This is a genomic window from Lacipirellulaceae bacterium, assembly GCA_040218535.1.
Lineage (GTDB): Bacteria > Planctomycetota > Planctomycetia > Pirellulales > Lacipirellulaceae > Adhaeretor.
On sequence record JAVJRG010000008.1, the window covers coordinates 358,835 to 372,318 of the forward strand.

General features: G+C 54.1%; 8 protein-coding genes and 1 tRNA gene. All 9 read left to right on the plus strand.

Annotation, left to right across the window (positions count from 1 at the left end; genetic code table 11):
* The first annotated feature begins 49 nt into the window (after positions 1–49).
* Entirely contained in the window at positions 50–1,441 is a 1,392-nt protein-coding gene (locus RIB44_10930) for an SLC13 family permease (protein MEQ8617098.1), read from the plus strand.
* Positions 1,442–1,468: 27 nt separating this feature from the next.
* Positions 1,469–2,515 (plus strand): galactitol-1-phosphate 5-dehydrogenase, encoded by a 1,047-nt coding sequence (locus tag RIB44_10935; GenBank protein ID MEQ8617099.1) that lies wholly within the window; start codon positions 1,469–1,471, stop codon positions 2,513–2,515.
* 21 nt (positions 2,516–2,536) lie between these two features.
* Positions 2,537–3,328, plus strand: coding sequence for a glucose 1-dehydrogenase (locus RIB44_10940; GenBank protein MEQ8617100.1), 792 nt, complete (start codon positions 2,537–2,539; stop codon positions 3,326–3,328).
* A 131-nt stretch (positions 3,329–3,459) separates the two neighbouring features.
* Positions 3,460–3,543, plus strand: a tRNA-Leu gene (locus RIB44_10945).
* 190 nt (positions 3,544–3,733) lie between these two features.
* Entirely contained in the window at positions 3,734–4,960 is a 1,227-nt protein-coding gene (locus RIB44_10950) for a site-specific integrase (protein ID MEQ8617101.1), read from the plus strand.
* A gap of 46 nt (positions 4,961–5,006) precedes the next feature.
* Complete coding sequence (locus RIB44_10955) at positions 5,007–7,160, plus strand: hypothetical protein (protein MEQ8617102.1); 2,154 nt, start codon at positions 5,007–5,009, stop codon at positions 7,158–7,160.
* A 321-nt stretch (positions 7,161–7,481) separates the two neighbouring features.
* The gene (locus RIB44_10960) at positions 7,482–7,814 is read left to right on the plus strand and encodes a helix-turn-helix domain-containing protein (GenBank protein ID MEQ8617103.1); all 333 of its coding nucleotides are present in this window, start codon (positions 7,482–7,484) and stop codon (positions 7,812–7,814) included.
* Positions 7,815–7,961: 147 nt separating this feature from the next.
* Positions 7,962–10,322, plus strand: a complete 2,361-nt coding sequence (locus RIB44_10965; protein ID MEQ8617104.1) for a DUF927 domain-containing protein — start codon at positions 7,962–7,964, stop codon at positions 10,320–10,322.
* A gap of 492 nt (positions 10,323–10,814) precedes the next feature.
* Entirely contained in the window at positions 10,815–13,217 is a 2,403-nt protein-coding gene (locus tag RIB44_10970; GenBank protein ID MEQ8617105.1) for a DNA polymerase, read from the plus strand.
* The last annotated feature ends 267 nt before the right edge of the window (positions 13,218–13,484 follow it).

Consider the following 13,484-nt stretch of genomic DNA (forward strand, 5'->3'; position numbering starts at 1 on the left):
CTGCTACATTACTAATTTCCGCTGACACCTTATCCGCAACCCGTCTGCAATGCCGCCGCTTCTCATCCTTGCCATTGCCGTAGCACTTGTCCTGGGGCTGATTCTGGTACTGCGTTTGAACGCGTTCATCGCCTTAATCAGCGTCGCGGTCGTTGTCAGTCTTCTCGCCCCCGGTGAATTGGAAGAGAAAATACCACGGGTAGCGGTCGCTTTTGGTGTTTCCGCTGGCAAAATTGGAATTCCGATCGCCATGGCCGCGATTATCGGCAGTTGCTTGTTGGCGTCCGGCGCTGCGGATCGAATCGTCCGCGGCATGCTGAGCCTGTTTGGTGAGAAGCGAGGGGCGACAGCGCTGGCCGCAAGTGGCTTTACGCTATCGATCCCTGTCTTCTTCGACACGGTCTTCTTTCTCTTGGTACCGTTGGCGAAGTCGCTCTATCAGCAAACCAAGCAACATTACCTGAAATACCTGCTGGCGATCGGGGCGGGTGGTGCCGTAGCGCACACGCTCATTCCACCGACGCCGGGGCCGCTGATGGTGGCTAGCGAACTCGATGTCGACGTCGGCCTCATGATGCTCGTCGGTATTGCTGTCGGTTTACCTTCGATGGGAATTGGCTTGCTCGTCGCCGGCTGGCTTGACCGCCATCTTGTCTTGACGCATCCCCCGAAGTTCGAGCAGAGTGAAGAGTCGCAAGAACCAAATGAAACAGCTGCCGAAGATCCAGGGCTCTTTGTTTCGTCGCTACCGATCGTTTTACCCGTGCTGCTTGTTGCCTCTCAGACGATCCTCAAAAGACTCGCGGAGCGATCTCCAGAGAACCACCAGCTTGAACACATGGTTCAGGTGGCGTCGCTGTTAGGCAATCCTAACTTTGCTCTACTGTTAGCGGCAGCAATTGCCCTAGGGATTTACGTTTTCTTTAAGCGACCGACTCGCAAGGAAGTTACCGAGCTCGTTGATGAGGCGCTGATGAGCGGTGGCGTGATCGTTCTGATCACTGCGGCTGGCGGCGCCTTCGGGGCAATGTTGCAGGTGGCTGAGATTGGAACGGCAATCAAGGATTCGTTTGCCACAGCAGAGGCGGGAGGAATGGCCCTGCTTTGGCTAGCGTTCGGTATCGCCAGCCTAATGAAAGTCAGTCAAGGCTCAGGGACGACTGCGATGATCACCTCCAGTGCGATGCTGGCAGCGATGCTGGAAGGACAATCCTTAGCCTACAATCCCGTCTACCTAGCCCAAGCAATTGGTTGCGGTGCGTTGTTCGGCGTATGGATGAACGACAGTGGGTTTTGGCTCTTCTGCCGGATGGGCGGCCTGACCGAGAGCGAAGGACTCAAGACCTGGACGGTCATCCTGGCTGTCATCGGCATTACCTCCATGCTGCTGACGGTAGGTATGGCCACCGCTTTCCCAATGGCGGAAGTCGCCGCAAACTGAACACTGGCGGAGCGAATCACATCAACCATGAAAGCACTACTCCTCACCGCCGAGAAGCAATTAGAAGTCTCCGAATTGCCGGAGCCAGAATTGACTGCTGATGCTGTGTTGATTCGCGTTGCCGCCTGTGGAATCTGCGGCAGCGACGTGCATGGCTACGATGGCAGCAGCGGACGTCGTATTCCTCCGTTGGTGATGGGCCATGAAGCGGCAGGAGTGGTTGAGCAAGTCGGTAGCGAAGTCACTAATGTTGCGGTTGGCGATCGGGTCACGTTCGATTCGACTGTCTACTGCGGAGCGTGCGAGTTCTGCAAAAAAGGGAAGATCAACCTCTGCGATAACCGTCAGGTGCTTGGCGTCTCGTGCGGGGACTACCGTCGCCATGGGGCCTTTGCTGAATTCGTTACCGTTCCCTCGCGGATTGTTTACAAGCTCCCCGATGGCTTAGCGTTTGAGCAAGCCGCACTCATCGAAGCGGTATCGGTTGCCGTGCACGCCGTCGCGAATCACACGCCAGAGGGTGAGAAGATCGATGCCAACGATGCGGCCGTCGTGGTGGGCGTCGGAATGATCGGGTTGCTAATCGTTCAAGCACTGAAAGCCGCCGGCTGCGAGACGATCTACGCGGTTGACGTTGATGACGACCGACTGGAACTTGCTAAGCAGTTTGGTGCCAGCGAAGGATTCAACGCCAAACAGGTCAATGCCACGGAAGAGATTCTCAAGCTTACCGGCGGTGTCGGCGTGCCAATCGCGTTGGAAGCAGTCGGTGCTACGGCGACGATTCAGACGGCTATTGAGTCGGCGGCCAAAGGAGCCACCGTGACGCTTGTGGGGAATATTTCTCCAACCGTGGAAGTCCCCCTCCAATCGGTCGTGACTCGCGAAATCACGCTTGCTGGCTCGTGCGCATCAGCGGGCGAATATCCCCTGTGCATGGAACTGATGGCGAGCGGAGCGATCGATGTCGCTCCATTGATTTCTGCGACGGCTCCCCTGGAACAAGGAGCCGCTTGGTTCAATCGCTTGTACGATCGCGAGCCAGGTTTGATGAAAGTGGTACTCACTCCTTAACTGATAAAGGTCTATTGGACTGTGACAGAAAATCCGTTTGATCTTTCGGGAAAAGTGGCAATCGTCACGGGCGCAAGTCGTGGCCTCGGGCAAGAGTTTGGTCGCGCGCTGGCCGAAGCAGGGGCAGATCTGGTAATTACCAGCCGGAGTCTCGATTCGCTTGTTGAGTTTCAGAGTGAAATCGAAGCGCTAGGTCGTCGCGCTGTGCCGGTCGAGCTTGACGTGCAAAGCTATGACAGCATTCAGCGAATGGCTGAGGCGGCGAAGAACGCTTTCGGCAAGATTGACATCTTGGTGAACAACGCCGGCTGCAATGTGCGCAAGCCCGCTTTGGATGTCACTTGGGAGGACTGGAATCTGGTCCTCGACACAAACCTCCGAGGCACGTTTTTTGTCGCACAAGCAATCGGTCGCAGTATGGTCGAGCAAGGCTCAGGCCGCATCATCAACATCGGCTCGGTGACTTCGGTCGCCGGGTATGCCGGCTTGGGACCCTACTGTGCCAGTCGGGGCGGTGTAAAACAGCTGACCATGAGTCTCGCTGACGATTGGGGGCCGAGCGGTGTGACCGTCAATTGCCTCGCCCCCGGTTGGTTCCGCACCGAACAGAATAAAGTGCTCTACGAGAACCAAGAATGGCTCGATTACCTCGTCGACCGCATTCCCTTGCGACGCCCCGGCCAGCCCGGCGACCTGCGAGGTGCGGTTGTCTTTCTCGCTTCGGATGCGAGCCAATACGTGACGGGTCAAACCCTCTTGGTCGATGGCGGGATCTCCACAGGAGCCACCCGTGCGACGGTCGCCGATAAGTGAGAGCCGTACGAGAGCAATTCTAGCTCCCTGCCCTTCCCTCGTTGTAAGTCGCTTGGTGACCGGGACTTGAATCGTGTGGCCGTGAATGTTCAAATACTGAGGCCGATTGATTTGAAAGAGTCGATCGACAAGCCAGAGTGGCGGAATTGGCAGACGCGCTGGATTCAAAATCCAGTGAGAGCAATCTCGTGAGGGTTCGAGTCCCTCCTCTGGTACTTCTGCAAAACAAGGGTTTTTGGCACTTGCCCTGCCCTTTTCTAGCGCTACAATGCTCCCCCCAAAACCTCCCTGTGGCGCATATGTGGTGCAACGGGCAGTCGTATTGGGTGGTGTGGCATTATTCGGGTTTCAGCAGCATTCGTCGCTGCTGTGATTTCCCGACTGTCCTATTTAAGGAGCGCACTGGTGGCCCATCTCACCCAACGCAATGGCGTTTTTAATGTTCGATTTCGTGCCGCTGGAAAATACTTTCAGAAGTCTCTCAAGACTCGTGAGCAAGCCGACGCGACGGCCGCACTGCACGGCGTCGAGCAGACGCTTCACTTGCTCAAGATCGGGAAGCTTGTGATTCCCAGCGGCGTCGATGCTGGAGAATATGTCGTTAGCGGCGGTACGGCCAAGGAGCCCTGCCCTCCCAAAGCCACAGTGCCCAGCTATCAGGATGCAACGAGAGCCTACCTGAAGTCCCAAGAAGGGATCTTGGCCGATAGTTATATCAGTTCGCAACGTACCCACCTTTCACATCTAGAATCCTACCTTAACGGCAAGAGTCATTCGCGGGTGGATAAGATCAGTGCCGATCACTTCGAATCGTTCATCGAGAACCGCCGCGGCACCGTCGATAGCACGACCGTTTCGCGGGAGCGAATCACGCTACGCAACTTCGGTCGCTGGCTGGTCGCTAAGAAATACGTCACCGAGTCGCCTGCAGAGGGAATCCCACCAATTCCCAGTAACGGCGATATGCCTCCCTTCCGTACCAAGGCCCAGATTGAGCAGGCAATTGCGCTTGGCAAAATCACTGACCTCAATCGTCAGCGTGAGCTTTGGGAGTGCCTGTTTCTCTCTCCTGTCGAGATCAAGGGCCTGCTGAAGCTCGTAAATAAGAAGTCAGCTCGGGTCGAGAGTTTCAAGCTGCACGCGATACCTGCCTACACGGGAATGCGACGGGGCGAGGTGCTTCGGTTGAGATGGTCGGATGTCGATTTCAACTCCGATTGCCTAATCGCCTACAGCCGCAAGCAGTCGCGACGTCAAAAGATGACAGCTCGCCAGGTTGATCTTCATCCCGAATTACGGACTTTACTCAAGCAATGGTCCAAGTCTTCAAGCGGAGAATTTGTGGTCCCCGGGATCACGGCGGGACAGGAACTCGACTGTGATCGCGCCAATCGTTGGTTCTGGCAGCCTCTGCGAGGGAGTAGCTGGTGCTTGGATACGGGGCGAAACTGGTTCACAATTGGCTTTCATACTTATCGCCACTCCTTTGCGAGCAACATGGCTGCCGCTGGCGTGGATGCTCGGGTGATCGATGCCTACATGGGGCATCGGACCGAGGCGATGCGCAGGCGTTATTTGCACTTGTTTCCGAGTGATCGTAAGGCGGCGATAAGTTCGTTTAGCCTCCAGTAGGCTTTGCTCGTATTCGTACCGATGCTGTGGAAAGTGAGAGTCATTGATGGCAGAGGAAACTGAGAGGCGCCCAATTTTTGCCATTGAAGCCCAGATTGAAGGCGATCAGATCAGAGGGTTTTCTGTATGTGCTGAGAATGGAACCGGCTATGAATTTCATGTACTTGCCGCGACCGATCTGTGTGACTTTTTAGAAAGTAATTCGGAAGCACTTTTCGTAGCTAGCGAAGCTGCGGGATTACACTGGAAAATCATCGAACTACTTCACGAAAGAAGTGAGAGCTGGTGGCAGCTCGTTACCAATCATCGCCTTCATGATGTGGGGCTGCTGTACCAACTAGTGCTGTACGCCAAAGAGGGCTCGCTTACTCAAAGACCAGTGCGAGACAACATTGCAAAACTGTGCCGTGTCAACGCCCAGGACCCAAATGTTTTGACTCTCGACTTACTACTGCGGTCCTACCGGAAGTTGCTCGGAGACGTTGATCTGCTGAAAGTAGAAGTTGCAAATGAAGACCCAAGTCTATATGCGTTACATAGTGAATCGCCCTTCAACGAAGAGCCTTATGGACCGCTCTCCGTAGGACTTGATACCAACGCCGACATCGCCCTCTATCCGATGGGCGAACGGGGCATCGGCATAGAGCTCAATGGCAGAAGAGATGCCCGAGAAAGAGCAGAGAGCCTACTAGCTGAATTGGAGAAGGCAAACAATGAGCCGAGGGGACTTCGAAGCGCCCTCCTACTAATTTCTGAGACCGGGCCTGAATGCCTGAAACAACAAGAACGCGACGCGGCAAAACACTTGACGACTGAGTGGCTTCAGGAGGTGGGTAACCAAACACGACCCTTTGCTGATGTACCGTTGCCTTTACCGTATCAGCGTGTCGGGAAGAAACGAAAGCTATCGCTGGACCCAGTTCGCTGGCGTAACCAAGCATTACATAATGAAAGTATCGATGTCTTTCGTCTAGCATCGCAGGCCGCTCAGTTCGTGAAATTGCTACGCGATAGTCCCCAGCAACTCGATGTTTGTATGCGATGGGAAATCGCACCTCAACTCTGTGCGCGAGACCCCAGCGCCGAGAGTATCCGAAAGCTTGGACCAGGCCTACTTCGTCCGAGCGAGAACAAGAGGTTTTGCGTGGTTACCATTGCTGATCTCTCAGTCAGATGTTTGGCAACTGTGCTTCGTCAGCGTCTCCGAAGCGATTGGCTATACTTATTATTTGCAAATGGGAACTCACCCTATGATGAAGTGGGTGAGAGTTTTCGCAACTGGATTCAATCTCAATCGGAAGAGATTAACAACGCTGCTAACAGTGACTCAGAGACTCACGCTGAGATGTCTACTCTCACACGCAGCAGAGAATTGCAGGCCTCAGACAGAAACTATTTTTTCTACTTAGCATCTCAGGATCTGGGCTGGTCTGAAATTGTAAGAGAATTGCTCAGCGCTATTGCAGAGGGCTCTGTAGGAAAAGCAGCCCTGCTTACCAGGTTAAGTCAGCTAGACTCACCGCTCGTCGCAGACAGCAACGGCAACACCGCCAACTACGGCGAAATGTTGAGTAATGTCGAGCTATTGCTTCAATGGTTCACTCAAGACATTGTTACTGACTTAGGTCAGATGCTGCCTTGGCCCGATTTAATCTATCCAGAGCACAAACTCGGCGTTGAAGAGGGGGCACTATATCAGGAAGTGAAGAATTGCTTGGAGCCTACTGAGCAAGATTCAGATCCCTTTCAAGACGTGCACCACGGTGCCATACATTTTCGCAGAGACTTGGAATCAGAGAACCCTAACGGACGTCTTTTGAGCTTCATGATTGAGCAGGCTGACTTGGGAGGATCTTCGCGCGATGAAGCGATTCGCAAACTCCGGAATAAGATGTTGAATCGCAGGCACTTTTCCCATTATGGTCGAATTGGAGCACCCTTAGCCGACGTGTATTTCAACTTACGACTTGTGTCACAGCTTCAAGACGATGTCATAAAGCGTTCCTCTTTTGCGTTCGTACGCAACGGATTTGAGCTGGTAGCGCTGACTTCGCGTGAGTTCGTAATCGAGGCCCCTCTACACATCGATGAAGACCGGCAAGAGCGCCTGCTGAGTAATTGTCTCCATGACGCACTTCGCCCGCTGTTGGGCCAGGCAGCTAATAACCTCATAAAAGTCACTTTTGTGGACAACTTCTGATGGTGAGCCTGTTTCCAATTCCATAGGGTGAACGAAGACGATAATATTTTATGCCATGGGCTTGAACTATTGTTGCAGTTAGTTAAGATCTTGATGTCGGTAGGCGAGTCGTGGCTACCACCTCGCTGGGCATCCGAGGCCACCGACACCCATCTTCGTGGCGAATTTGGGATTTAAGATTTCGGAACACTTTCTCTAGCAGCGCGACCGGTACGTGGATCGCGCTCCATGGTGCGGCTTTCTTGCCACGCCATTCCCCCCGCTTGGTTTTCTTCCGGAATCTCGCTGCGCCGTCTCTCAATTCCCAACAGGAGGTGCGCTATGCACGATACGAGTGACACTTTTGCTGCCGTTTCAGGTCCTGCGCGGACTGACGATTTTACCGAAAAGGTCCTTGCAATTCTGAACGATATTCAGCGTGAGCTCACGGAAATGCGCGAACGCTCGTCAGGGGCTAGAAAAGATTTTTACACCATCGCCGAATTCGCAGAAATCGTGAAGAGGTCGCCATATACAGCGAGACAGTGGGTTCGCGAAGGACGCGTTGCCGCGACGCGTGTATCAGGCACCGGCCCACGTGGCCGACTTCTGATTGCTCGATCAGAAATTGACAAAATCGTCCGCCATGGCCTCGGCGAGAGCGTGCCGCCATAACGGCGGTGGCAAACAACGAACCGTAACAAGAAACGAGAATTGCCTCGTGCTGAAAAATCAAAAACCCGACGAAATGACGCCCCGGGGGGCAACCCGGAGCGTCGCTGCAAATCCGTCAAATCCCCCTGACCTTAGAGAGAAATGATTATGCCTAATTCTACACCAAACACAGGACCTGAAACACCCGAGAGTCCTGTCCAAATAATCTACCTTGACGACAACGACAGCGCACATGAAATCGATCACATCGATTTACTAGACCGGTATCCTGACGTCCTGGCTGCCGTCCAGGAGAATTCGCTCGGCCAACCGGCACGGTTCCAGCTCTCCCACCACGAGAAACTAATCCCTGAAGAACGCTGGTGTGTTTTCCGCCTGATTGACGAAGCCGGAGGCATAATCATTTCCGACGTTGAAGATGATGGCGAAAGCCTTGATCTTGTTGATTTCACCTTAAATTGTCTACACGACGATTCAATTCCGTCGAGGTGCAAGGAATCAGTAGACGCAGCGATTGAAGCCATCGCCTTACTTTACGGCGACGACCCGGCTTCAGCTTGCAGCAAACTGGCAAGGGAGCTCAAACGGTTAAACGTGAGCGGCTACACGCCGGCAAAGCTTGTCAAAAGAGTTGCGAAGCTAGCCACAGCAATGACTGCCACGGTTCATGAGGATGCCGGGCCTGTGGCGATCCCTGGGCAGTCGATCGAACTAGTACTTGGTGATTGCCCGTATCCAAGCGAAAGCATTGTACCTGCAGGTTGGGTGCTCAGCGGGAATGGCATCTTCGTTCCAGCAAACGACCATCGCGGCAGAATTCTTGTCGCCGCAGCTGCAATCATCATCGTGTCGCTCGCAAGAGAGCCCAACAGCGAAGTTAATTATGTGTATCTTGCGTGGCGCCGCAATGCACAGTGGCAAGGCTGGCTGGCGACTCGCGAAGAAATTTCCGACGCACGGAAGCTGGTCTCACCTTCTAGGGTCGGGCTACCAGTAACGTCTGGAAATGCCAGTCAGATAGTTGAATACCTCGCCGCCTTCGAAACGGTTAACTTTACTACGCTGCCGCGAACTATCTACACAAAACAGCAGGGTTGGACGAAGCCAGTCGACGGTCAGGTAGGTTTTGTGCTCGGAACCGACTTCATTGTTATGACGTCAGAACAAACTGACAATCAGCCGAGTTCAGGAGTGATTTTCCAAGGGAGGGATGACGGGGATGACCAACTGGTCGCAGGATACCGCTCTCAAGGCGAACTGCAGGAATGGAAACGTGCGGTCAGCCTCGTTGCTGACCATCCAACTGCCCTGCTTGTCTTCTACGCCGCGTTTGCCGCGCCAATTCTTGAGTACGTCGGCGTAAGCAACTTCATCGTCGATGTCTGCGGTCCGACGAGCCAGGGCAAGACAACGTTACTCCGTCTCGTCGCCAGCATCTTTGGGAATCCGCGAGAATCTCATGCGGATTGTGTTGTGATGAGTTGGGACGCGACGCCCGTGGGTCTCGAAAGAGCGGCGGCGACACGAACGCATTTGCCCCTGCTCATTGACGACACAAAGCTTGCTCGCTTCAAGGAAGATATCTCTCGGCTGATTTACGACTTTGCGGCAGGTCGCGGCAGACAGCGCGGCTCAGTCACTGGTAGTGCGGCAACATCCATCTTCCGGGGTGTCGCAATTATCACGGGCGAGGCACCAGCCACAAGTTACAGCGGCGACGGAGGAACCCACGCTCGCGTGCTGCCACTTTGGGGTTCACCGTTTGGGCCCGCCAGCCAAGAAATCGGCGTGCAGCTCAGTCGGGCGCTCCAGACAGTTTCGGAAAACTACGGAAGTGCCGGCAGAGTTTTTATAAATTATTTGATTGACAACGATGCAAGTTGGTCGCAATGGAAATGTGAGTTCAACCAGTATCTCACACGATTTCAGGATCTGGCTGCCGACAATCCGATCGCGCAGAGGATGGCTCCAAAGTGCGCTGTCATCTGCTTGGCAGCCCACCTTGTGCATGAGGCTCTCGACCTGCCCTGGGCTTATGCTGACCCTGTCACGCCGCTCTGGGATACGCTCACTGCAGAAAGCTGCCTGGGGGACCGAGCAACGTCAGCAATGAGGTCGCTTCATGAGTGGACGGTCGCCAACCAGCTTAGGTTTTGTAGGGATCGGTCGACGTCGCTTCCTCAGGGTCAGAATGCACCACCGATGTCGGTGATCGATGCACTCGGCCTTTGGCCTGGACTACGGCGAACAAGACCCTATAAGAATGCCGCCGTCAGGTGGTACGGATTCTTGCCAGACAAGTTACGCAAGTTCCTCAATGACGCTGGCTATGAAGCTGATGCGATCATCCGTACTTGGCAGGACAGGGGATGGATCCTGCGCGACACAAGCAGCGGTAAGTTCAGGCTGCGAGGACAGATGAATGGCTCGACTCCTTGGCTCATTGCCATCCCCCAGCCTGTGCTCGAGGGCACCGAGGAGGAAACACGGCCCTGCCAGGCAGAGTAATCGTTGTCCTTAGCCACCCGGCTGGGTAACGTCTACCTGCTTACAGTGACCTTTGCTTTCCCCTAGGGGGGACGGTGGGGGAAAGCTCAGACAATTAATAGACCGAGCGATATAGCTTCTATATTCCATTTTTCCTTTTTTCCCTCATTCCTCTTTCATCAGCAGTTCTCTGAGTCTTTTTCTCAAGCCACCACTCACAAAAAAAACGGTATGTCGTCGTGGGTGGGGGTGCGAGAGAGGGGAAAAGGGGAAAAAAGCCTTCCAACAGTCAGATACTCCTCCTCAACCACCCAACCATATTTCAACCTTTCCTAAGAAAGAAGCAATGCAATGTCCCTACTATTCACCACAAATGCCGTAAAGAACCAGTCCCTCTACCTTGCATTGAAGCAACTTGACGCGTGCGTGGGAGTAACGCATCAAGGCGAGAGCCGGCAGACACATCTGGTCCCGAACCATTCCTCAACGCCAGGCAGGCGAGGAGGTAGCGCCATGCAACGAATGACAGATGTTCATGGTGAACAGTACCAGATCAACTGCCCTTTTTGTGGCGACCGGCGACAACGTTGCAACGTAAGCTATTTGTACGGAGTGTTTGATCCAGCCACGAAGTCTCCTCGGCGACACTTGTTCCATTGCTTTAACGAAAACTGCCATCAGGACCGTCACAATTGGGAGCTGCTCTGGTCGAATCTGACAAAAGCAGGCTACGCGCCGAGTGATTCGCCTACCTGTGGTCGACTCCTTGGCACCAATCCACTAGGAGCCCCTGATCCAGCGCTCCCGACTGGTTATACACCACTTCGCTACCTCCAAGATTCTCACCCCGCACAGGCTTATCTTCTGCAGCGTGGTTTCGATCCCATCCCAACTTCACTGCGCTGGCAACTCGGCTTCTGCGAAGGCAACAAGGGAACTAGGCCTCACTTTCGGGACGCTCGCCTCATTGTGCCACTAGTTGGGGGCTTGCAAGGGGATAGGTTCCTCGGCTGGCAGGCTCGCTCGCTCGAACAGACGCCTCTCGCACCGAAGTACTTCTTATCGAGCGGACTGCGAAAAACGGCAATCCTTTACAATCTGTCACGTGCCGCTCAGTGCAATGGCCCGCTGGTCATTTGTGAGGGAGTCTTCGATTGTATGCGTGTTGGCGAAAACGCGATAAGTCTGCTTGGCTGTACAATCTCGCCGACCCAAGCCAATTTGCTGCGGCGGTACGCGAAAGGCAAAGATGTCGTCATCCTGCTCGATCGCGACGCGGAGGAAAAAGCAAGGGCAATTGCTTGGACGTTGCGAAAGCTGTCAGCAGACACCTTCGGTAAGATCGCTGTAGCCCGTTTGCCCGAACACCGCAGTGATCCCGGAGAGTCAACAAAGGAAGAGGTTTGGCACTCCATCGATGCTGTGCTAGGCAACGAATGGTTTCCTCCGCCAAAATCAAAGTACCGTATAGTCGATGGCACAAAAAACTATCGGCAGAAGTTTGCGACAATGGCGATGGGCTCCAAAGTTAGCCTGAGCTATCGGACCAATAGTCCCAGCGGTGTTTGCCAAGTTGCCACACCACCTCTGCTCATGGCAGTCAGCGGTATTAATCAACAAATCCATGTTGTCTACAACGCGGCGGCGATGTTCTTGAAGCGATTAAATGGCAAGCAACGTCTCTATGAGGATGCCCTGCAGTCGAAGTGTGTTGAACTGGACTACGATCTGCCACCCACGGACGATTTTCATGATCTAGCCACTGCATACAGGCTGCTTGAGGTGGCTAGCGAGAACGGTGCCACTTCTACCGACCCTGAAAGCAGAATATCGTCAGTTGCGGTTCCTAGGCTCGACGGTTCACTTGATGAGTTTAACTCCGCCATAGGGGAAGGACGTCTCGAGGAACAGATGGAGTCCGTGCTGCCAAAGTTAAAGCAGACCGGTCAGCTTGATTGCTACAGGCTTGTCGAACTTCCCTGTTTGCAGCCCATCGCCAGCATGACGCAAAATGGTCTGCGGGTAGATCGCCAGTATTTGGCGAGCTATAAAAAAACTCCTCACGCCAAGCTGGCGGCAGAACTTACGCGCCACATCGATCAGGCCGCCGGCAAGATTTTTCCCAAGCTCAATCCCAATGGCACAGTGACTGGCCGGATCACTTGTACTAGTCCGAGTTTGCAGTCCGTTCCTAAAGAAATGCGAAAGTGCTTCGTCGCCTCACCTGGAAAGGTACTACTTAACGCCGACTACTGCGAATTCGAAATACGCGTCCTAGCGGAACGAACGAAATGCCCGGTGCTCGCCCGTGCGTTAAGTTCCGTACATGGTGTTCACTGCCTGATCGCTGCCGCTCTCTATGGAATCGCCCCTAGCGATGTTAGCAGCGGACAACGGGCAGTCGGCAAGGAGGTTGTCTTTTCCGTGCTCAACGGGATGACGGCAGTGGGACTGGCCAAAAAGCTTGGCTGCACGAAAGGGAAGGCAGAGCGATTTATCGATTCCTTTTTCAAGAACTTTCCAACCGTTGCCGAATGGAGGTCTTCGGTCGTCAATCAGGCGAAATGCGATGCCTTCGCATGCTCACAGTTTGGACGTCGGCGGGCATTAACAGATTTGTCGTCAGCGGACCCTATGCTGTGCGCGAGGGCTGAACGCTCGGCTGTCAGCATGGCCATACAAGGTACTGCCGCGGATTTGTTCAAGATTGCCCTGGCAAGGGTCTATGCGGCTCTGCCCGAAGACGCTCAGCTGCTTCTGCCAGTGCATGATGCCATCCTTGTGGAGGCACCTGTTGAGCTAAGGGAGCAAGTAACTGAGTCAATAAAGGCGAGCATGGAAGCAGCCATGCCAAAGTTTGAAACACCGCTTGCCGTGAAGGTAAAGTCGGGGAATTCCTGGTTGGAGTGCAGCTAAGAAGTTCTCGATTGGCTTGGCGGGAAATGCTCGTGAGATTCTTCTGACGTCAGAACAATCTTCCCAGCAGACCCCCACCAGCTACCAAAACCAAAGCGACACGATGATACATGAAATATCCGCAAGAATGTTGGTGCGAAGTAAGGTACACGACCGCCAGGTTGGTCGAAACCGACAAGGACGTCGGCTATCTAACCATGCACATTCCGCCACTCTGGCTAGGCGCGAGTGGCAGCAGTACCACTCAGAGCGTGTCGCAACCGATTC

Bases quoted from the DNA above. Each gene is read 5' to 3' on its own strand.
- RIB44_10930 (MEQ8617098.1), top strand. From the start codon at position 50: ATGCCGCCGCTTCTCATCCTTGCCATTGCCGTAGCACTTGTCCTGGGG.
- RIB44_10935 (MEQ8617099.1), top strand. From the start codon at position 1,469: ATGAAAGCACTACTCCTCACCGCCGAGAAGCAATTAGAAGTCTCCGAA.
- RIB44_10955 (MEQ8617102.1), top strand. From the start codon at position 5,007: ATGGCAGAGGAAACTGAGAGGCGCCCAATTTTTGCCATTGAAGCCCAG.
- RIB44_10960 (MEQ8617103.1), top strand. From the start codon at position 7,482: ATGCACGATACGAGTGACACTTTTGCTGCCGTTTCAGGTCCTGCGCGG.
- RIB44_10965 (MEQ8617104.1), top strand. From the start codon at position 7,962: ATGCCTAATTCTACACCAAACACAGGACCTGAAACACCCGAGAGTCCT.
- RIB44_10970 (MEQ8617105.1), top strand. From the start codon at position 10,815: ATGCAACGAATGACAGATGTTCATGGTGAACAGTACCAGATCAACTGC.